We start from the raw sequence: 20,788 nt of genomic DNA on the forward strand, positions 1-20,788 counted from the left end.
TGCAAGTATGATCTAACCCGTTGTCTACTCGGGAGACTAGGCAAACTGGGTTAGATTTGTGAGGTCCATAACCTCATCGAACACCTGCGGAGCAGCGCCCAAAACAGGATACGGGGCACTTGGGTTCTCAGCCATCGGAAATGGGAGAATTTTCCCGCCAGCTTCAGTGATAAGGCAGTATGCAGCCATGCAGTCCCAGGCAGACATGCGCGGCTCAACGTAGCCAACCAAGCGCCCCGCAGCGACCCATGCCAACATCAATGCACCTGAGCCATAACGAGTGTAGCTCACGCCTGCGGACATCAGGTCTTCGAACATTTTACCGACCTGCGCAGGAGCAACACGATCATTCGCGCCAACGCCCAGCATGCCGGTCTGCAGGTTAAATCGTTCGGTCACCCGAACAGAGGAACCGTTGAGTGTGGTGCCTTTACCGCGCAGGGCAGCAAAGCGTTCTTTGAGGACCGGAACATCAATGATACCGATGGCAGCACCGTCTTTGTCGGTTACGGCAATGCACACGCACCACCCTGGTAAGCCATTGAGAAACGGGGCAGTTCCGTCAATTGGGTCAATGACCCAAGTGTAACCGGTTGTCCCTTCCACAAAGCCAAATTCCTCTCCAAGCAACGCATCCTCAGGGAAGTGTTTGGCGATCAGGCTGCGGATTTTTTGCTCCACGGCTTTGTCGGCTTCAGAAACGACATCCTGCGGATGCCGTTTTGTGTCGATGTTTAAATCATCACGATTGGCGAAGTGCTCAAGAGCGAGCGCTGCCGCTTCATCGGCCATCTTTTGGGCCGCGTTGAAACGTTGCTCTAACTGGGCAGCTTGGTCCAGAACTGTTTCGGTGGTCATTTTTTACCACCAATCAGTGCGAGACCGCGTGCGTCAAAGTCGATGCCAACAGAGGTTCCGTTTTCCAGCAGTTCATCAGTGTGGTTGTCTATGACGAACAGCAAGCCAAGGTCGCTCATCACTTCGTATTGGAAGTGATCTCCAAGATAAGCTGCGCTTTTGATCTTGCCGGCCGGTCCACCATTCACATCTCTGCTGAGCTTGATGGAGTTGGCACGCGCTGCCAATTTACCCTTACCAATGCTGTGGTTACGGCTGCGCAAGTCAAAGCCTTTGCCGCCAATTTGAACGTTTGCGGTCTCTGCATTTACTCCGCTGATGTCACAGTCGAGGATGTTTGCTTCGCCGATGAAGTCCGCGATGAACTCGGAAGCCGGGCTCTCATAAAGCTCATAGGGCGTGCCATCCTGCTCAATGAGGCCATCACGCATCACAACAATGCGGTCGGAAACTGCGAGCGCTTCTTCCTGGTCGTGGGTGACGTAAACTGCAGTGAAATCAAGGCGTTGCTGGATTTCACGGATTTCAGTACGCACCAGACGACGCAGGCGGGCGTCCAGGTTGGAGAGCGGCTCATCAAGCAGAAGAACCTGAGGCTCCAGAACCAGTGCACGGGCGACAGCTACACGCTGCTGCTGACCACCGGACAACTCGGAGGGAAGACGCGGTGCTTTTTCGCGCAGGCCGACAAGGTCGAGACCTTTCAGAGCCAGATCTTCTGCGTCTTTGAAACCACTGGATTCCAAGCCGTATTTCACGTTCTCAAGCACGCTCATGTGCGGGAACAGGGCATAAGACTGGAACACCATGGACACGTCACGCTCGTTCGGTGGAAGACGGGTGACATCATCTCCACCAATCATGATGCGGCCAGATGTTGGGGTCTCCAACCCTGCGATCATACGCAGGGTTGTCGTCTTGCCACACCCAGATGGCCCCAGCAGGGTAACCAGCTGACCCGGCTCGATCGTAAGATTGAGGTTCGGGATTGCAGTAAAGTCGCCGTAGTTTTTGCCGGTATTTTCGAAGCGGACCTGACCAAATTTAGAATGTGTCATGCTGCGACTTCCTTCAGTTTACCCTGAGCAGGAGATTTTTGAGTGTTTTCCGGACGACGGAGTTTTCTTTCACCAACCAGCAGCTGGAAGATGAGAATGATGGTGACCATCACGAAGATGAGGACGGAGCTGTAGGCAATCGCCACCCCGTATTCGCCGTTCTCAACCAGACCGACCACATAGGCCGTCGCCATGTTGTATTTCGCGCTCACAAGGAAGATGACCGCAGAGATGGATGTGATCGCACGCACGAAGCTGTAGACCAGTGCCGCCTGAATGGCGGGACGCAGCAGCGGCAGGATCACTTTTTTCAGTGTACGCGCGCTGTTTGCACCCAGTGTCAAGGAAGCTTCATCCAGGTTCTTATCCAGCTGAGACATTGCCGCTACACCGCCGCGCACACCCACTGGCATGTTGCGGAACACGAAGCAGAAGATCAGGATCAGAGCGGTGCCCGTCATCTGCAGCGGTGGCAGGTTGAACGCCAGAATGTAGCTGATACCAATCACGGTGCCCGGAATTGCGAAGCTCATCATCAGGCCGAATTCAAAGGCGGATTTGCCCGGGAAGTCCTGGCGAACGATGAGCCATGCGGATAGGATGCCAACTGCAGCAGTCAATGGGGCTGCGGCTAGAGCGATCCACATTGTGGTCCAGAAGCTGTTCCACGCAACGCCGGTAAAGGCAAAGCCGTTTTCAAACGAGATGGAGAACGCGGTGATGTAGTGCGCCAGCGTGACACTGTGGTCCAGACCCCAGACTTTCACGAAGCCACCGAACAGGATCAGGCCGTACACAGCAACGGTGAACAAGCTCCAGAGCGCAACAATGGTGCCGACCGGGATTGCAATACGCCGTGGCAGTTTTGAGTAACGGCCACCATCACCCTTACCGGTAACGGTTGCGAAGTTCCGCTTACCAAGCCACATACGCTGCGCAAAGAAGGCAGAGAGTGTGAAGCCGAGGAGGATCATCGCCAGAACGGCTGCACGGGATGGATCACTCTGTGCACCTACAACCGCGAAGAAGATCTCTGTCGAGAGCACGCCGCCGTTACCACCCAGAACCATCGGGTTGCCGAAGTCAGCCATGGACTCGATGAAGCCGATCAGGAAGGCGTTTGCCAGACCCGGTGCCATCAGAGGCAATGACACTTTGCGGAAGGTTCTCCAGCGGCCAGAGCGCATGGTCTGACTTGCTTCTTCCAGTGATGGGCTAATGCCCTCAACAACGCCAACCAGCACGAGGAAGGAGATTGGTGTGAAGCTGAGCATCTGTGCAATCCAGATCCCCGGAAGACCGTAGATCCAGCGGCCCAGCTCAAGGCCCGTTGCAGCTTCAATGGCCTCGGTGACAAAGCCAGTACGGCCCAGCATCAGGGTCAGAGAAAGACCAATCACGAAAGGAGGCGTGATGATTGGCAGAATGCTCAAGGTGCGCAGGCTTTTGCGGAATGGCATCTGCGTGCGGGTTACGATCAGCGCAAACGCAAGGCCCAGGAGGGTGGAGCCTGCCGCTGTTGCAATCGCGAGGAACATGGTGCGCCATGCAATGCCGCAACTTCCGCCAATCAGACAGTTCAGCTTCCAGATTTGCGGATCGGTGATATTCCGCATGACACCTTCAGTGGTGAAGTTGCCACGGAAATCCTGAAACGCACCAGCGAACATGGACAGAATTGGGTAAAATACAAAGGTCGCTACAAGCAGGATCAAAAGCGAGACGGCGGTGAGGACAATCGCGTCGCCTTTGAGAGCGCCCTTTTCAGCCAGGCCAAATGAAATGAAGGTGGTGAACGTGAGTGCGAGCAACACGGCACCAGCGCCAAATGCGGGCTGACCATCGATACGGCCAAATGTTGCTTCCAGCAGGCTCCAGTTCCAGCCACGCAGGCCAATGGAAAGGCCTTCCAGCACCATCCAGAACAGGCCAAGAGCGCCGATGATGGCAATCAGTTTGCCACGGTGGCCCGGCGCAGATTTCAGGCGCAGGTATCCGGCAGCACCAACAAGAGCAAACACGGGGAGCAGTTGCAGCTTTCCAAGGAAGAGCTGGAAAAAGCCCGGCCAATAACGCTCTTTGCTCAATAGATCCAAGACCCATTCGCCGCCAAAAAAGCCGCTGCGAATGTGGAACCAAGGCAATATAAACAACCCAAGGACGCCGCATATGAGTGCGAGGTCCAGCCGACGATTTTCATTTGTCATTTGGAAAAACCAGATTTTTTGGGGAAACGGGGCGAGCGTTAACTCGCCCCGATCTCAATCAGTTTGCAGCAGCGCCAACTTCCATGTCCCAGCGTGCCAGCAGGTTTCTGCGGCGGTCACTGCTTCCGTATTCTGCGAAATCGTAGTCGATGAGACGTACGTTCTCGAGCTTAGGAGCAGCTTCTGGCTGGGTAGAACCCTTGTTGGATGGAATCTGGTAGGAACCAGTTTCCGCCATCAGGTTCTGTGCTTCTGGGGTCAGCACCCAATCGTAGAACACTTTTGCAGTGTCTGGGTTTGGCGCACCGTCAATGAGAGACATTGAACCGATTTCGTAACCGGTGCCTTCACATGGAGCGACAACCTCGATTGGGAAGCCTGCTTCAGCCTGTTTCACTGCATCGTGCATAAACACGATACCGAGACCTGCTTCACCGCGGGCCGCTGCCTTAACAGGAGCGGAACCGGACTTGGTGTACTGCGATACGTTCTTGCCCATAGCCAACAGGTATTCGAAGGCTTCTTCTTCACCCATCAACTGAACGAGAGTAGCAAGTGCGGTGTATGCGGTGCCTGAAGAGTTTGGATCTGCAATAGAGATTTCGCCCTTCAACGCAGGATTTAGCAGGTCAGACCAGCATTTAGGGCCTTCGATGCCCTTTTCCGCGAGGATCTCTTTGTTGTAGCCCCAGCCTAGTGCGCCAGAATACACGCCTACTGTGCGGTAGCCGGAGGTTTCAGCCTGAGCAACCGCCCATGGCAGAAGTTCTTCCAGCATTGGCGATTTGTAAGCGACAGAGAGCTGATCGTTTGCTGCCTGCAGATGCGGATCTCCGGTTCCACCCCACCATACGTCCGTCTGCGGGTTGCGAGCTTCTGCACGGATCTTTGCATAAGCTTCGCCTGAAGAAAGACGGATCATGCTGACGTCAGCACCCGACTTTTCTTCAAACTTTGCTGCGAGCTTTTCGCACAGAGCGTTGTCAGCGGAGCAGATGACATTGAGTTCATCTGCAGACGCCGCGCTTGCACCAGCACCCACAATGAGGGTTGCACCCAACAAAGCTGTCTTAATGGATTTCATGTTTACTCCTCCCAAACACGTTGTGTACACGTGTACATAATATAGTCGGCTAAATTTTTGCAATGTCAACTTTATTCCAAGAAAGACTAATTTATTTTCTGGATATTTCCTGATATGGAGATGCAAACGTGTACAATAATCAGTGAAATTTGATGTCGGAAAAAGTGTCTTCAAGAAAGCAGCAGGTCAGGGCTGAGGACGTAGCGCGCCACGCTGGCGTGTCCCGTGTTTCTGTCTCCAGAACCTTTACTCCGGGGGCCAGTGTTTCTGACGCGACGCGCGCTAAAGTATTGAAGTCCGCAGAAATACTAGGGTACCGCGTCAACCGCCTCGCGAGCAGTCTCAACCGCTCTGAAAGTGGTATCGTAGCGCTTGTTGCTGCTGAGATTGATACGCCGCACCGCGCTGCGATGATCGCTGAACTCTCCGAAAGGCTACAGGCTGCTGGTAAGGTAACAATGCTTATCAACACCAGTGGATATGAGGAGCGTGTGAAGGATGCACTGCTTCAGGCCATCAGTTTTCGCACAGAAGCAGCGATTATTTTGTCCGGTGCGCCCGATCCTTCCTTAGCCGACACATGTTTTAGCAATGGCATGAAGCTGGTTTTGATCAATCGTGAGGAAGATTTCCCGGGTTCTCTACAGATTGGGCCGGATAACAGAGCAGCAGGCAAAACCGCACTGAAGGCTCTTTTGCGTGCAGGATGTAAGCGAATCGCCCTTGCTAACTCTGCAAATGCGACCTGGAGCATTGTGGAACGACAGAAGGGTTTCCTTGCCGCTGCTGAAGACGCCGGGGTTGATGTTCTGTGTGAGGTGGATGGTTTCACATCCTATCAGGCAGGTCTGGAGCTAGGAACGGCACTGCTTGATCGTGAAGACCGTCCGGATGGCATCTTCTGCACCACAGATCTGATTGCGTGCGGTGTCATTGATGCTGCGCGTCAGCGATTTGGCTTGCGCACACCAGATGATCTTTCAGTGATTGGGTTTGACAATATTCAGCAGGCAGAATGGGAAGGGTATGACCTGACCACCTTTGCGCAGCCGACCGATCAGATCATCGACAAGTGCCTTGAATGGTGCACCACGGAGCAACCGTCCAGTGAAACGGTGAAGCTGCCCGCCAAGTTTGTGTGGCGCAACAGCGTGCAAAAAGCACGTGTGCCGATGAAGTAGCAAAGTATCAGGCTTGAGGAACGAGCCTGACCTGCTCATAGGCCTCATAAAACTCTGCAAACATCTCCTGAATGCCTCGTATGGGAACACCAAGGCTGTCGCGCTTGCTGAAGTCAAAGCGCGTTGGCGGTTCCGGATCTCTGCCAAGTGGGGCAGGCAGCGCCTCCAGCGGCACGTACTCGGCAATCTCCTGGTAAATCCGGAGCCAAGTCCAACTGCCGCTCACAGCAAAGTAGCGTCCGGAGGCCTCTGACTGCTCTAAAGCGGCCAATGCCATCCTTGCAAGATCCTGCGGGGAGGTGAGGGACATGGAGCCTGCTGGAACCGTGCTGTGCCAACCCGTTTTGCCGTGCCGCAGTTTTGCAAGAAAGCTGAGAACGTGACCTTTCAAATGCGAGGGTAGGAGGGGGGCGCCTACCATCATGCTTGGCAAGAAGGTGCAAAGCTTCATGCCATGTTGCTCGGTGAACTCTTCTGCCGCTGCTTCCATTACAGTCTTTTGGGCCTGCGCATATTTCTTCTGCTGAATCTGCATCTCGGCATCTGAAATGTCTTTGTCCTCCTGTTTTTCAAAGGAGGGTGTGGTTGGTTCTGCGGAGGCTGTGCTGGAACAGAGAATTGCTGTTTTAACCCCTTGCCGATGTGCTGCTTTCAGGATGTTCAGGCAGGCTTGTTCTGCAGGTTGGATGATCTCTTTCAAGCCGCGCTCGCGACCCAACTCCGCAGCGGGCGTCCCGTCTACACCGTGTTTGGTTGTTGGAATGCAGGCGATGAACACAGCCTTCGCTTGTGTCATTGGCGCATCGAACCTTTCAGAGTTGGATGTATCCGCTGAAAACAGATGCAGCCTTTCTGCCGCGCCGGGCAAACGCATCAACCCGCTGACTTTATCAAGCTGGGAAATGTCGCGCATGGTGCAGTTGACGCGGTAGCCGCGCGCGAGGGCTTCTTTGACCATATAAGATCCGGCCAGCCCGCTGGCTCCTGCAACGCAAATGGTTTTGACTTCAGCACCCCTCATCAATCCCTCCAGTTCCAGCAGCCTGATGGCTTATCTGAATGGAACCATGCCAGCAGTACATTCTCATTGCACATCGGAAGTTCTGAGGCGGCCTATCAGCAAACCTGAGCCCTCGCCCTCAGCAAACCTGAGGAGAGCATTTCAAAGAAACAATTGGAATATGAGTCATGATTTGAGGTCATCTGGCGACCAGAAAAAGACACCGCGCGATGAGCGGGCCAAAGTGCAGTCAACAACCTCCCCTAGGGTTCCGTCACTCATCCAAAGGCGCCAATCGCGCGGGACCTCCATCATCTTGAAATGGATTTTACAGAGAGGATTTTTCCATGGTCACCAACGACACTCCCGACAAAGCCCGCATTCTGATTGGGGCGAGCGCATCTCTGGATGCGACTCTGCTGCCCAACTATCTGCGAGAGATCAAGAATTCGATTGATTGCACTCTCACCGCCATGTTCACACCCAATGCCATCAACTTTGTGAACATGGACAGCATCGCGCTGTTCGTGGACCGGGTGATCTGCGGAGATGATCCGAAAGACTGGTCCACCGATAAACCGGGACGCATCGCAGCCGAGCACGATATTCTCGCCGTGATGCCAGCAACGGCCAATACGCTGTCTGGTGTTGCCAACGGATCTTCGCTCAACCGATTGACCACCGTCATTCTGGCAGCTGAGTTTCCGGTGCTCTTTTTTCCGGTGATGGGCGGACCCATGTGGAAGAAAGCCTCTGTCAGACGCAATGTGGCGCAAATCCGTGAGGATGGCTACGAGGTGTGTGATCCGGTATGGCGTGAGAATTTTGACCCGCATATGGGCAAGATCCACGGTCACCAGTCCTTGCCAGACCCTGAGGTTGTGGTGGAGCAGATCAAGAAGCATCTGCCTCAATATCAGGTTCGCAGAGAGCTTGAGCTGAGCTAATTAAAGCAGCTTTCCCGACCGACAAAAAGCCCGCCGCTCAGAATAACGGCGGGCTTTCTCGTGATCCTGAAACAATCAGGATGCGGAGGAAACCGGTGCTTCAATTGGTTTGAAGATCTTGGTCTGAACCCAAAGCGCGACATACATACCCAGGCCAAATGAGAAGTGCGTCATGAGGCTTTTCAGGCGAGCGAAGTCAGGGTTCGGCCTGTTGGAAGCCATCACGCCAGCGCCAAGAGATGGTTGCATGACGAAGAATGGGAACACGATCATCACAACACCAAACAAGATCGCAAGGATCAGGGATGGTTTTTGCAGCTGACGATTTCCAAAAATCATGACGAAGGCTGCAACGAAGATGATCCCGACCAGATAATGCACCGTCCAGCCAATGGCTGCTTCTCCTGCGATAGGTGCAGCGCGGCGGATGCTTTCGTGCGTGAATTGTCCGTCCAGCATGTGCCCCAGCCAGCGGCCAACCACTGAGAAGTTGCTCTGCGGAATGCCAAAGAGGCTATCTGCTGCGATGGCCCAGATATCCATGAAGAGCGTTGCGCCAATGCCAACAAAGAGAATGCGGAGTGCTAAACCAGTTCGATTTTCCATAGTACCTGTTCCTTTTGATCTGCGGGTGCTTTGCCGGAAGTGGCGCTTGCAAGTGCTCCCTTTTCTGGGGTGATAAAAAAAGCAGGCCGCGAGGGGATTGGAGTGCGGCCTGCAAGTGCAAGCTAAGTCAGGAGGAGCTGACCTAGCGGCTGCCTGCACATTTCTTGATGTCGCTGATTTGCTTCAGAGGCTGCAAAGAGGTCTCTGCAACGTAAGAGCCAATCTGGTAGCCCAACATGTCGCCAACAGCGTTGGAACGGCGGTAGTGAACGCCGCCGAGAACGCGGGATTCTGACTCTTCCTCAGCAAATTGCTGGAAGCTGACATAGTCTTTGGAAAGACCGCCCTTGCCGTTGAAGGTGAAGGTCATTTTGCCGTCGCCGAAGACGGCTTCCATGACTTCCTGAGCCGCGCTGCCGCTGGTGCAATGCTGACATGGATATTCAGGATGCATTGGTGCTGGCACCAAAGAGCTCCACTCCATATCGGCCTTGAGGGTTGGGTGCTTATAGGTCTTGCCCAGAGCTTCCATTGCTGTTTGCGGACGCCACAACGCGTACTCATACTTTGCGTTGAAACCAGCAACCAGTGAGTCCGTCAGTGCAAGGTTGAGAAGCGCCAGCGTGCGAGCTTCCTCGAGCATGGACAGATCACAGGACGCACTGCTTTTGCGGGCGATCTGGTTCCATGCACCGGAGCCGGAGCCAGCATGAAGCTTGGCGATGAAGACGTTGTCCTCATTAGTCTGTGTTTCCTTGCCGCCCAACTTTACGACTTCACTCAGACCACGCTGATACTGCATGCTCTCGAGTGCCGGAGGTGGTGGCACGCGGAAATGCGTTGCAGAGGACAGAACAAATGGTTTCATCTCACGAATTTTCGGCGCAACCATCTGGCGTTTAGACGTTGGCTGATACACACCCGCTTCTGCTGGACCTGGCGTGTAATCTATCGAGAAGTTAGCGTTGTCTGATGCGCGCGCTGCCAGAATTTGCTCCGCAACAGCCTGGCCCAGAGCAATGCCGGACTGAGGGCTCTTCAGGCTTGCAAGGCGCTCCTTTGCTGCAATTTCCAACTCCGCTTTACGCTCTGGCATAAGGGTCAACAGAACATGCAGGGCGGCCTGAGTGACGGCTGCTTGCGCAGATGCATCCGGATTGGTTGAGCCAGTGTAAGCGTAAGGAGCGTAGGTGCCCTCGACTGCGTTTGCGGCATCGAACATTGCAGTATGCAAAATTGTCAGGGCGCGCTGGCGTTTGGCACCTGGCCACTTTTCAGCGTTGAAAAGGCCCATAGCGGTGTCTTGCCAGTCAGCAGCCAATTCTGCTTTGGCGGCTCCACCAGTAATCACAAGCGCCAGAGCGCCGCTGTAAGCAATTGTCTTCAACCAAGTAAATCGGGTCGTCATACTAAAACCTCGCAATTTGAAAACGGCTATAGCTAGGAATGGAAATTCGCTTTGCACAAATCGAAAGAATGGAAGGCGGGCCTCAGAATTTGTGTGGGCCCGTCTGAAGATGCTTAAAGAAATCCGAGCAGGTACCACCACAGCATGTCGATCGGGACAAGCAGGAACAGGCTGATCGCAAACAGCGTCAGACACAGTTTGATCACGGCCTTCGGCGGCAGGTTTCCAACCTGAATGGCGGCGACCAGTGGCGGCGCCTGAAACGGCAGGAACACATTGGAAAACGCCATAACCTGCGTCATCAAAACAGTCTGCAAGGGCAGGCCAGTGGCATCGGCCAAGTCCCCGGCAACCGGTGTCATCACAGCTGGCACACCCGGCAGGTTTGTTGCCATGGCAACCAGCGTTGATAGGCCAGTGAGAACGGAGAGGTTCCAAATTGGAGTGTCCTGCGCAAAACCTGCTTTGCCGCCAACAGCCTGAACCAAAGCCTCACCCAGTCCGGCGACTGAGATGACAGCCCCCAGCCCCATGATGCCCGCGACGAACATCAGGGAGCCATAGCTCAGGTCTTGATTGATGCAGGTTTTGGAGGTCAGCTTGGCATTGGGCCAGAAGCAGGCCAGAGCCGCCGCAAGGCCAACCCATGCCGGGCCAATTGGATGCAGGCTGTCCGTCAGCCAGAAGATGAGGCACAGGGCCAGAATGATCATCAGGCGTCGTTCAGGAGCACTAACTGGTGGTACCTCCTCAGTGGTCTCACGCGCGTCCTGAGGGAGCTTGTCCGGAAACAGGACTAGTGTCAGACCGATAAGGATGAGTGATTTCAGGATGCCCAGAACCGGGAAGTTCAGACGTAGGTAATCCCAATAGGAAATGCTGAGGTCATACAGACTCTCGCTCATCCCCGCGAGGATCATATTGGGGGCGTTGGCAGGCAAAATGGTGAACGCTGGAGCGAAGGTCGCAAAGGCCGCCGCACAAAGCATACCCGTACGCCCGTTGGAGCCGGGTTTGAAGCCTATCTGCGCAGCAAGGGCGGAGATCACCGGCAGCAAAATCATGATACGGCCAATGGAAGAGGGCACCACAAACGCCAGCGCCACACTGAAGGCGACAATGCTGGAGACCAGCCCCGCATAGCTGTTGAGCGGCAAACGCATCAGCAGCACGGCAGCTCGTTTGTCCAGTTTGGTGTGCTTGATGGAAGCGCCAAGCACGAGGCCTGCGAACAGCAGCCAGAAGGTTGAGGTCTGGAAGCCGGAGAATACCACTTCCGGCGGGGCAATTCCGATTACGATGGCAACGAAGAAGAAGGCGAGCGCGGTCCAGTATTCCGGCACCACACCCGTTGCCCATAGGCCGAGACAACCAACGGATAGGACCGCTGCAACGGCCATGCCAGCAGGCAGATAAGCGGAGGCCAGAAGGCCGGCGATTGTTGCAGCAATCACCACTCCAAGAAACTGCCAGGTCTGTTTGGTGTTAAAGGAGGATTTTATTTTTTCGGGCGTGGGACTGAGCCCGGAGGCTGGGGCTGTATCGTGCTGGGTGTGATCTGTCATAGCGACCTGTGATTCTGATTTTGAAAAATGAGGTGCCAGAACTATGATTTTTGCGCTTGCCAATAATCCAATCGATTTATCAGAGGCATAGCCTCAGCATTTTCGAATATGCTGATCAGGGAGACCTCAGAAAAACTGAGGTGCTCCATTCGATAAATCGAATTTACTCGGATATCGTCTCCAAGTATCGATCTGTAGTTGAGGTAGATTTTGGCTTTGGAGACGTTAAGTGTTTAATTTTGCAACCTATTACGGCTTCACAAATGAATAATCAGCAGGAAACCACGGTGTCTTCAGGCATCATCATGAACCCGATTGGCTTTGTGCGCTCAGGCTTCTCAGAAACGAGCGAATGCCCGAAATCCAGTCGTCGCAACCCTGCCCAGAGCCAACTGGAAATTGCCTCTCCTTATGCGGATGCGCTTTTGAACATCACGATGGCCTCTCATCTCTGGGTGATGTACTGGCTGCACCACTCTGACGGAACCGCGCTTGTTCGGCGCGCCCGTGGAGAGGAAGCGGCGCGTGGTGTTTTTGCCAGCCGTTCACCCAACCGCCCGAACCCGATTGGTTTGAGCTCGGTTGAATTAATCAGACGGGACGGCAACGTTTTGACAGTGAGTGGATTGGATTGCATCGATGGCACGCCAATTCTGGATCTCAAACCCTATGTCCCTATAGAAGACCACCAGCCAACTGCGCAAATTGCGTGGCAGCCATGATCCGGAACCTGAGGATGCGCATGTTGCCGTGCGTCCCGCTCAGAAAGTCTGAGACATGCACATCTTTCATCAACCCCTTGTGCGCGTTGCAATCGCAGCTGTCGCGGCTCTGCTGCTGACAATTGCTGCAGGGATTGCTGGTCCCATAAACCAGCTTGTTATAACCGATGCCCGCGGAGACCGCGGGATGCTGGCGCCTTATGTTCATGGCAGAAACGGTATTGCTTATCTCTACACCACATATGTTTTTGATAGTCTGTTAAGCCAATCGAAAGACGGTGAGCTGGTCCCGGCTCTGGCACGGCACTGGACTGTTTCTAAGGATGGTTTGACCTGTGATGTGTATCTGGACCTGCGGGCATCCTGGCATGATGGGCAGCAGGTTACAGCGGCAGATGCAGCTTTCACCTTCAGTTATATGAAGGAGCATCCTTACGTCTTTGTCTCCGTCGATAATGTGAGAGAAGCCGAGGTTGTCTCCCCTGGTCACCTTAAGATCTCTCTCAAAAAGCCTGATGCCGGGTTGCTGAACGGGCTCCTGCTTTCCATGCCAGTCCTGCCAAAACACGTCTATCAGGGCGTGGTGGAACCACAGCGTTTTGCGGAGCCGGATGCCGTTATTGGCAGTGGGCCTTACCGCCTTGTTGAGTACAGTAAGGCGCAAGGGCGCTATGTGCTGGAAGGGAATACGGATTATTATCTGGGCAAGCCGAAATTCAAACGCATTGCGATTGTGAAGATGGCGACAGATGCGGCGTTGCGGGCGGCTCATGCTGGGGAGATCGACGTGATTTCCTACTTGCCTCCTGATCGTTTGGAACAGGCCGAGGCGATTGGTCTGAATGTTGCCAAGGCGTATAGCCACCATTCCCTGCGGCTTGGCTTCAACCATAGCGGACGCTTTAACGACAAGTCACTTCGCCATGCGATTGCTTATGCAATTGACCGGACTGCCATCATCCAAACAGTTTTCCAAAAAACGGCAGAGGTGGCAGATACTGGCTTCATACAGGAGGAGTCGCCCTGGCATTCTCAGGAGAAGCATTCAGAGTATTCCTTTAATCCTCAACGATCTTCCGATCTTCTGATCTCCAAAGGCTGGGATCGAGGAGAAGATGGGCTGTGGTCCCGTGACGGAGAGCAGGTTGCATTGCGCCTTCTTGCCAGCAGACGTGAGAGCAAAACAGCGAAAGTCCTTGCAGAGCAGCTTGAGACGTTTGGCATAGAGCTGGAGGTTCGCATTTTAGAGCGAGCCGCGCTTCAGGACAGTCTGTCTGAGGGCAATTATGATCTGGCCCTTTACTCCTCCGGTACTCTTGGCGATCCGAATGGAATTATGCGCCGTGTTTTTGGAAGCAAGTGGGCGAGTGATGGTTATGACGGCCAAGAGCTGAAGGCGCTTGTGATAGCGCAGTCTGTTGCGACCACCTTGAAGGAACGGCAGGAAATTCTGGATAAATTTCAAGAGGTTTATTCTCAGGAGCTTCCTGCCTACGCCATCGCAAACCCTCATATGGTGACTGCCTACAATGACAAGCTTTCCTCCCTCCAGTTTATGCCAGGGGGAGTGGCGATAGGCGTGCCTTCAGCACTGCATAAATCCTATCTGGTTGATTGATCAGCTGGACACCCATTGTCAGCCGCCTCCGGGTGGCTGGCACGAGACAACCAAAAACAGGCAGGCCGTTCTTGTGGTACCTCCGATTATTTTAAACATGCTGTCTGGCCTTGGCGTTCGCCTCCTGGTGTTTGCACTGCTGGTTTTGCTGGTGTTCTTTCTCCCACGAATGCTTCCAGGGGATCCTGTTGAGGTGTTTCTTTCCTCTGATCTCTCACGCAACCTCAACGGTGCTGAGAGTGCTGAGCTCCGCGCTCAGTTCGGCTTGGTGGGTGATTGGCCGCAGCAGCTTGGCGTTTACCTTTGGGATCTTATCAGGGGTGATCTGGGATACTCAGTTCCACATGCTGCACCTGTTTCGGAACTGCTCAGAGCGTCTATTCCATGGACCTTGCTTCTGATCTCCTGCGCTGCGCCGATCTTTCTTTTTGTAGGCGCTGCCGGAGGTATTGAAGCTGGCAAGGCACCAGGGGCTTTCTTTGACAGGATTGCGACTGGTGTCGTGATGGTTGTAGCCAGCATTCCGCCATTCACCTCTGCCGTGCTATTGCTGCTTGCTTTCGGCATTTTGTGGCCCGTATTGCCTTCCGGTGGATCCGAGCCTTTTTTTCCAAGCAGCAACCCTTTGCAGCGGGATTTTGATATTGCCCACCACGCTGTGTTGCCTGTGCTGGCACTGTCGCTGCACGAAATATCGCGGTTCTATTTTTTGGCACGGGGAGAGGCGATCACGCTGTCTCAGCGGCCTTTCATTCTCAATGCATGCGGTCGTGGCATCAAAGGCTGGCGCCTGCGCACGGCTTATTACGGGAGAAGCCTGTTTCCGGTTTTTCTGGCACGGATGAGTGATGCGCTGACTGGTTTGTTTGGTGCCGTCCTGTTCGTTGAGATTGTGTTCTCCTATCCCGGAACAGGGCACTTAATTTACAATGCGATTTTGGATCGTGACTACATTTTGTTGCAGGGGGCGGTTATCGTTATGGCTGGTTTGGTTCTGCTGCTGAACTGGATCATTGATGCAGTCGCAACAAGCCTGGCGCGTAGAGGGTGATCTTATGCTTGGTTATTGGTCACCTATCACGCAAAGTACTAGCTTTATCTCACGGGGAGCGATTGCTGCTGCGGGTGTGCTGGTTATGGCAGGCTTTGCTTTGTCAGAGAGTTTACCCCAATACAAAACAAGCCCCGATGTCTTGCAGGCTCCGAGCATGCAGCATTGGCTTGGTACAAATGGGATCGGGCAGGATGTCTTTGTTGGCCTTGTAAGAGCCGCTCCCATCACGGTGTTTCTTTCACTCATTACGGCCACCGCAGCTCTGGTGTTGGCACTGGCTGCATCCAGTCTGGCTGCGTTTGGCGGGCCGCGCATTCGCAGCGCAGTCTTGCGACTGGTGGACGTGCTGCAGGTGATCCCGTCCATCCTGTTGCTGCTGTTATTAGCAGCCTGGATACAGCCTGGGTTCCTTGGGCTTGTGGTGCTTTTGTCGCTGACTGGCTGGCATGAAGATGTGCGCGTTGCACTGCCGATTTTACTGAGGGAGCTAACCCGCGAGAACGTGCATTTTGCGCGGCGCATGGGGGCCAGTCGCAGATATTGTCTGCGCCACCACATCCTGCCTGCGATCTGGCCCGCAATCGTTGGTTTGTTTTTGCAAAATGTACGGCAGGCAGCCCTCAAAACTGCAGGTTTCGGGTTCCTGGGTCTGACTGATCCAAGGCTGCTGACCTGGGGCAGTATGATACAGGATTCAATGGACTATCTTTATACGGAGGCATGGCTCTGGCTCCTGCTTCCGCCAGCGGGTGCACTTTCTCTGTTTCTCGTTGGCATTTTGATTATTGGTGAAGGCTACATGTCAAACGGCAGCCTCAGCGGAAAGGAACATCATGATCCGCGTTGAGCAGCTTAATCTTTACTATGGTCGCCAACCTCTGCTTGAGGACGTCTCTTTTGAGATCCACAAAGGGCAAACTCTGGCGTTCATTGGAGAACCCGGCGGTGGCAAGACGAGCCTCGCCCGCTCTCTTATGGGTCTCATTCAAGGGCGCAGGCTGGCAGCGGATGAACAGCCATTGGCTTCCAGTCATTTCAGCTGGAATGGAGAGGCCTGGCTGGGAGACATGAATGTCCTGCGTTCATCACGCGCACAATTGCAAGGCATGCGGGGATGTTCTGCAGGCTTGATCGTACAAGCGCTGTCGGATGCATTGAACCCTCATTTGACCGTTCTGCAACATGTGCAGGAGATGCTGCAGGCACATGGGCTTTATGAGCGGGATGCACTTGAGGAATGTGCCAGAGGGAATATTCCAGAGCGTCTTTTACATCGTTACCCCTCGGCTCTGAGCGGCGGCGAAATTCAACGTGTGCTGACGGTGCTTGCGCTGGCAAACTCGCCTGAATTTTTGATCATGGACGAACCGACTGCCGCGTTGGACAGTTTCAATCGGGAAATCGCTATTCGCTCGTTTCAGGCCGGGAGTGAGGACCGCTGCCAAATGCTGATCACGCATGACATTGAACTGGCACGCCGCCTGGCAAGCCATGTGGCTGTGCTGCGCAAAGGCAGATTGACTGAGATCGGGACAGCTGAAGAGGTGCTCGACAGACCGCGTAGCATCTACACCCAGCAATTGCTGAAACTGAGGCGAAACGCGCATAACTCGGCCCCGATTCTGGCAAGTGGAGAAGGGGGGTATCCGGAGTTGGAGGCACGTAGTGGTCATGGATTGACCCTTGATAAACTGCATCACAGCTTTGAAGGGAGAGCCTTGCTCTCCAACATTTCAGCATTTGTGCCGGCGGGCCGGTGTCTCGCGATATTGGGGGGAAGCGGAAGCGGCAAAACCACGCTTGCAAGGTTGTTGAGCGGCTATGAAACTGTGCAGGATGGTTTCGTTTATTGGCAGAATGAGAGTGGACGGGCCAAATCCGTGGTGGCGCTAATACCACAACACCCGCACCGAGCAATGGCCTGTCATTTTACGGTCTATGAGGTCCTCAAAGAAGCACTGATGTTGTCTGGTGGGGATCAGTCTGAACTCACGCGGCTGCTGGAGCGGGTTGGGTTGCCGACGGATTCAGACTTCCTGCGCCGCAAAACCAGAAAGCTCTCCGGCGGTGAAGCACAAAGACTGGTGATTGCACGGGCGCTGGCAATACGGCCTCAGTGTCTGGTAGCTGATGAACCGACCTCAGCTCTGGACATGCAGGCCCGCAGTCAGGTGCTGGAAATCCTGCGCAGTGTGATGCGCAACAAGAAGATGGCTCTGGTGCTTTTCACCCACGATCACGCCGCCGCCCGTTCGCTGGCAGACAAGGTCTGTCATTTGGAGCAGGGCGAACTCATTTGCAACCAAGCCCCGGAAACAAACGCTGCGAGCTGAAAAAAGGGCCAGCACGTTTTGGCAACGTGCTGGTTTGCTTAGGCTGGGGCTGCTTCACTTGACCGAATTGAACGCACGCGGTCCGAGAGCCAATCCAGATCCGGATCGGCGATGCCGAGTTCTGTCAGGTGGTCTGCGGTGTTCCAGAGGTAGTCACAGTTCGGGCCTCGCTCACCGGCAGCGGTCGCGATGATCTGCGCTTGCTCTTCGGCGTTGAACTGACCGTATTGCTCATGCTCGCGGTTGACCACATAAGTGAGCGCCTCAATCTCGCGTCCATCCTGCAATTTAAGCGTGGTGATGATTTCTCTATACGCCGGATTAAACAGCTCTCGTTTGCGTAGATCTTCCAGCACCTTCTCCTGCCCATCGCGGGGAATGCCCAAAGCAACGCCGCTGCAATACGCATCAGGTACTGCATCCAGTGCCAAAACCAGACCGTGTTTGTCGAAGGTGCCACGGTAGCGCAGGGAGCACAGGCAGAACCGGCGTTTCCAACCATCAAGACGAGCGGGTACTTGCTCAACGGGTTCAAAGCCGGGGTGCCAGATGAGTGAGCCGTAGCCAAAGACCCAAAGAATATCTTTCATTTCTTTTCCCTTTTCAGGAGACCATTGGAAAGCAAAAAGGGCACCGTGAAAGGCGCCCTTTGCGATCGAGCTTTAGCTGATCAATCCATAATCAGTTGATAGGACGCCACGAGACTGGTGTAAGGCGGTAGGAAAACCGACTTAGGTTCGCCGTTCAGCATCACCGTGTCTTTTGCGTCGAAATGCAGATGGATTGGCAACGGGCCAAGCCAGTTGTTGGAGATCTTGCCGATGCGGTTGCCTCTGACGATCTTGTCCATCGGCTTCACCTGAAGGGTGCCCATGTCCAGATGCACATAGCGATACAGCGTGCCGGTGGCGCTCTGGATGGTCACACCAAAACGACCTACATGAGCAACAATGCCGTCTTCTGCTGCAACAGCCCAGTGCTTGCTGGCTTCGCATGATGCCGGACGAATATCTTGCCCCTGATGGCCACCTGAGGCGCAAACTGGCAGATCAGCCCTGCGGAACTCGCAGAAGTTATCGCGCCATGGGTAGGAATAGTTCACCGGATCACACTCGGACCCGCCGTCAGCTTTGAAACCACCCGGTGCATAGGCGTGAGAGTTGGCATAGGCTGGGCCGGATTCCACGGGAAACCGCATGTTCGGAAAGAAAATGGCATGGCTTGCAACACCTTTTCCGGTGTCTGCAATCAGGTCACCCGGCTGCATAAAACGGGAGCTGTCATCTGCGTGAGCGGAGAAGCCAAAGGTCAGGGCCAGACAGAGATAGATAAATCGCATCATTGGTTTGCTCCATTCACAACAAGGAGGGTCTGAACGACGCTTTGAAGAAAATCAGGCTTACGGCAGCGCGTGTCTTTGATCGGGTTATCGCAAGTCAGGCGGATTGTGTAATGCGCCCCGTAACGGTTCAGATTGTAGTCTGCCCCGTTGCCGATGGACTCATGCGCTGTTGCCTTATGATGCTCGGTGAGATCTTCCGTCCCGGTCAGCACACTATGAGAACCGAGAATGCTGATCTGCGCGCCTTCCAGAGTGTAAAACGCAGCATAGGATGAGTTCTGGCTTCCGAACTGTGGTGTCTCCATCTTCGCATCATTGCCGAAAATCAGGACAGGCAGCTCAATATAGTTGAGCTTGCCATTGGTGGCCGCGACGAACTTCTCCACGGCGGCCGGGTCCCGCGCGAGTGATTGCTTTGCAGCGGTTTTGGCTGCTTGCCAATCGATCTTGGTTGGCACACGCTCAACACCATTCTTTGCCAGAGTGGGAGCGGCGGTTGTTGCTGCCAGAAGAGTGGCCGCTAATGCGACTTTGGCGAATTCCATAAAAGTCTCCTGTAAATGCAAAAGAGTGCAAAGCCCCGGCAATATCGGGGCCTGCATCAAATCATGCTGTTTCAAGCAAGCGTTCTTCGCGCACGGGCGCTGCTTCTTTTGCCGCTTTCGCCTCCAGCCGTTTCATCTGGCTGATGATGTTGCGGCGGTGCATTTCTTCAGTGCCGCCCACAGCGCAAAACGCCAGTGCATCGCGCAGGAAGGTCGAAACCTCGCCTTGGTGATAGCCTTTGGTGCCGTAGAGCTTGAGCAGGTCAATCGCACCACTGGTGATCGCTTCAGCCCCAACCAGCTTGGCAATGGAGCAGGTCATGCCGGCTTCCGGCGCACCGGACAGAAGCTGCTGGAGTGCGCCATAGGCCGTCCACTTGGCGGATTCTGCGGAGATGCGCATGTCGGTGAGCTTCTTCTGCACGTACTGGAACTCCAGCACCGGCACTTCGAAGGTCTGACGCTCCTGAGCGTAGCGCATCGCTTCCTTCAGCATCGGCTCAATCATCCATGCAGATACCAGGCCGTAATACAGCCTGCCGAGAGAGACGAAAGTAATCAGGTTGCGCAGGCCCTTGCCGGGAATGCCAAGCAAGTCGCCGTAATGCAGTGGGATGTTGGTGAACTTCATCGGCCCTGTTGGCAAATCCAGATTGCCGAGCTTCTGGTCGTAGTCGCCAACTTCCAGGCCCTTAGTGCCTGCATCCAGCAGGATGAGCGAGATGCCATCACGAGCGTGGCCATCCAGCTTACACACGACAAGCGTGAAATCCGCCACGGGGGCATGGGCAATGTTGTATTTGGCACCATTGAGCATGAAAGTCTCATTTGGTCCCGGTGTCAGTACAGAAGAGGTGGAGCGTACATCGGTGCCTGTATCAGGATCCGCAATTGCAGTCGCGCTCAGCTTTCCTTTGAGGATACGGCCAAGATAATCCTTCTTCTGCGCTTCCGTGCCGAACAGGTTGAGTGCATGAACCATGCCTGCCTGTGCTATGACAGAAAGCAGAATACCCGGCGTACGTACGGAACATGCAAGACCTTCCAGAGCAGCGGTAAAGTCCCACCAGTCTGTGCCTGCGCCGCCATATTCTGCCGGGACGATGATCTTCCAGAGACCGGCTTCTAAAAGCCGGTCCCATGTGTCCTGATCAAATGCCTGCTTGCCAGCATGAAGCTCTGAGTGGTCAATCTGGCTGCCAATTTGAGCATACTTTGCTCGCAGAGCCTGTTGACGTTCATTCCATTGTAGATCCATCA

At 54.4% G+C, this 20,788-nt stretch carries 19 protein-coding genes; 7 read left to right on the top strand and 12 right to left on the bottom strand.

The features are described from left to right. Positions 1 to 36: 36 nt before the first annotated feature. The 4 genes from PsWM33_RS24555 to PsWM33_RS24570 are packed head-to-tail and all read right to left on the bottom strand — an operon-like array spanning position 37 to position 5,207. Positions 37 to 858 carry an inositol monophosphatase family protein gene (locus PsWM33_RS24555; RefSeq protein ID WP_063301965.1) on the bottom strand — a complete coding sequence of 274 codons (822 nt, stop codon included), beginning with the start codon at positions 856 to 858 and terminating at the stop codon, positions 37 to 39. Then, positions 855 to 1,916 carry an ABC transporter ATP-binding protein gene (locus tag PsWM33_RS24560; RefSeq protein WP_063301966.1) on the bottom strand — a complete coding sequence of 354 codons (1,062 nt, stop codon included), beginning with the start codon at positions 1,914 to 1,916 and terminating at the stop codon, positions 855 to 857. The genes PsWM33_RS24555 and PsWM33_RS24560 overlap by 4 nt, the downstream gene beginning before the upstream one ends. Then, a complete protein-coding gene (locus PsWM33_RS24565; protein ID WP_193778465.1) occupies positions 1,913 to 4,123 on the bottom strand; it encodes an ABC transporter permease in 2,211 nt (736 codons plus the stop codon). The genes PsWM33_RS24560 and PsWM33_RS24565 overlap by 4 nt, the downstream gene beginning before the upstream one ends. A gap of 58 nt (positions 4,124 to 4,181) precedes the next feature. Continuing rightward, a complete protein-coding gene (locus PsWM33_RS24570) occupies positions 4,182 to 5,207 on the bottom strand; it encodes an ABC transporter substrate-binding protein (RefSeq protein WP_063296146.1) in 1,026 nt (341 codons plus the stop codon). A 152-nt stretch (positions 5,208 to 5,359) separates the two neighbouring features. On the opposite strand from PsWM33_RS24570, the gene PsWM33_RS24575 reads away from it, so the two are divergent. Then, positions 5,360 to 6,388, top strand: coding sequence for a LacI family DNA-binding transcriptional regulator (locus tag PsWM33_RS24575; RefSeq protein WP_057461514.1), 1,029 nt, complete (start codon positions 5,360 to 5,362; stop codon positions 6,386 to 6,388). A gap of 7 nt (positions 6,389 to 6,395) precedes the next feature. On the opposite strand, the gene PsWM33_RS24580 is transcribed toward PsWM33_RS24575, so the two are convergent. Further along, positions 6,396 to 7,409, bottom strand: coding sequence for an NAD-dependent epimerase/dehydratase family protein (locus PsWM33_RS24580; RefSeq protein WP_208994736.1), 1,014 nt, complete (start codon positions 7,407 to 7,409; stop codon positions 6,396 to 6,398). Between the two features lie 326 nt (positions 7,410 to 7,735). Here PsWM33_RS24580 and PsWM33_RS24585 point away from each other — a divergent pair, with 326 nt between their 5' ends. Beyond that, entirely contained in the window at positions 7,736 to 8,335 is a 600-nt protein-coding gene (locus PsWM33_RS24585) for a flavoprotein (protein ID WP_063296147.1), read from the top strand. Positions 8,336 to 8,410: 75 nt separating this feature from the next. Here PsWM33_RS24585 and PsWM33_RS24590 read toward each other — a convergent pair whose 3' ends face one another. From PsWM33_RS24590 to PsWM33_RS24600, 3 genes are all read right to left on the bottom strand, one after another. Continuing rightward, positions 8,411 to 8,941, bottom strand: a complete 531-nt coding sequence (locus tag PsWM33_RS24590; protein ID WP_063301967.1) for a DUF2938 domain-containing protein — start codon at positions 8,939 to 8,941, stop codon at positions 8,411 to 8,413. 142 nt (positions 8,942 to 9,083) lie between these two features. After that, positions 9,084 to 10,349, bottom strand: coding sequence for a vanadium-dependent haloperoxidase (locus tag PsWM33_RS24595; RefSeq protein ID WP_063301968.1), 1,266 nt, complete (start codon positions 10,347 to 10,349; stop codon positions 9,084 to 9,086). Positions 10,350 to 10,462: 113 nt separating this feature from the next. Further along, a complete protein-coding gene (locus PsWM33_RS24600; RefSeq protein WP_063301969.1) occupies positions 10,463 to 11,914 on the bottom strand; it encodes an SLC13 family permease in 1,452 nt (483 codons plus the stop codon). A 263-nt stretch (positions 11,915 to 12,177) separates the two neighbouring features. Here PsWM33_RS24600 and tsaA point away from each other — a divergent pair, with 263 nt between their 5' ends. From tsaA to PsWM33_RS24625, 5 genes are read left to right on the top strand one after another with little or no spacing between them, the layout of a single operon-like run. Next, positions 12,178 to 12,636 carry a tRNA (N6-threonylcarbamoyladenosine(37)-N6)-methyltransferase TrmO gene (tsaA, locus tag PsWM33_RS24605; RefSeq protein WP_063301970.1) on the top strand — a complete coding sequence of 153 codons (459 nt, stop codon included), beginning with the start codon at positions 12,178 to 12,180 and terminating at the stop codon, positions 12,634 to 12,636. Positions 12,637 to 12,691: 55 nt separating this feature from the next. After that, entirely contained in the window at positions 12,692 to 14,254 is a 1,563-nt protein-coding gene (locus PsWM33_RS24610; protein ID WP_063301971.1) for an ABC transporter substrate-binding protein, read from the top strand. Then, positions 14,247 to 15,305: an ABC transporter permease gene (locus tag PsWM33_RS24615; protein WP_244276742.1), complete on the top strand. Its 1,059-nt coding sequence runs from the start codon at positions 14,247 to 14,249 to the stop codon at positions 15,303 to 15,305. The genes PsWM33_RS24610 and PsWM33_RS24615 overlap by 8 nt, the downstream gene beginning before the upstream one ends. After that, positions 15,271 to 16,155 (top strand): ABC transporter permease, encoded by an 885-nt coding sequence (locus PsWM33_RS24620; protein ID WP_208994737.1) that lies wholly within the window; start codon positions 15,271 to 15,273, stop codon positions 16,153 to 16,155. The genes PsWM33_RS24615 and PsWM33_RS24620 overlap by 35 nt, the downstream gene beginning before the upstream one ends. Continuing rightward, on the top strand, positions 16,142 to 17,641 hold the full coding sequence (locus PsWM33_RS24625; RefSeq protein WP_063301973.1) for an ABC transporter ATP-binding protein: 1,500 nt from the start codon (positions 16,142 to 16,144) through the stop codon (positions 17,639 to 17,641). The genes PsWM33_RS24620 and PsWM33_RS24625 overlap by 14 nt, the downstream gene beginning before the upstream one ends. Before the next feature lie 38 nt (positions 17,642 to 17,679). Here the strand turns inward: PsWM33_RS24625 and PsWM33_RS24630 are convergent, their stop codons facing one another. The 4 genes from PsWM33_RS24630 to PsWM33_RS24645 form a co-directional block, all read right to left on the bottom strand. Continuing rightward, the gene (locus PsWM33_RS24630) at positions 17,680 to 18,231 is read right to left on the bottom strand and encodes a gamma-glutamylcyclotransferase (RefSeq protein ID WP_063301974.1); all 552 of its coding nucleotides are present in this window, start codon (positions 18,229 to 18,231) and stop codon (positions 17,680 to 17,682) included. An 80-nt stretch (positions 18,232 to 18,311) separates the two neighbouring features. Then, complete coding sequence (locus tag PsWM33_RS24635) at positions 18,312 to 18,983, bottom strand: M23 family metallopeptidase (protein WP_063301975.1); 672 nt, start codon at positions 18,981 to 18,983, stop codon at positions 18,312 to 18,314. After that, positions 18,980 to 19,528, bottom strand: coding sequence for a hypothetical protein (locus PsWM33_RS24640; RefSeq protein ID WP_063301976.1), 549 nt, complete (start codon positions 19,526 to 19,528; stop codon positions 18,980 to 18,982). The genes PsWM33_RS24635 and PsWM33_RS24640 overlap by 4 nt, the downstream gene beginning before the upstream one ends. A 61-nt stretch (positions 19,529 to 19,589) precedes the next feature. Further along, entirely contained in the window at positions 19,590 to 20,786 is a 1,197-nt protein-coding gene (locus PsWM33_RS24645; RefSeq protein ID WP_063301977.1) for an acyl-CoA dehydrogenase family protein, read from the bottom strand. Between the last annotated feature and the right edge of the window lie 2 nt (positions 20,787 to 20,788).

Origin of the sequence: Pseudovibrio sp. WM33 (assembly GCF_001623165.1) — a bacterium.
In the GTDB taxonomy this organism is placed as follows: domain Bacteria; phylum Pseudomonadota; class Alphaproteobacteria; order Rhizobiales; family Stappiaceae; genus Pseudovibrio.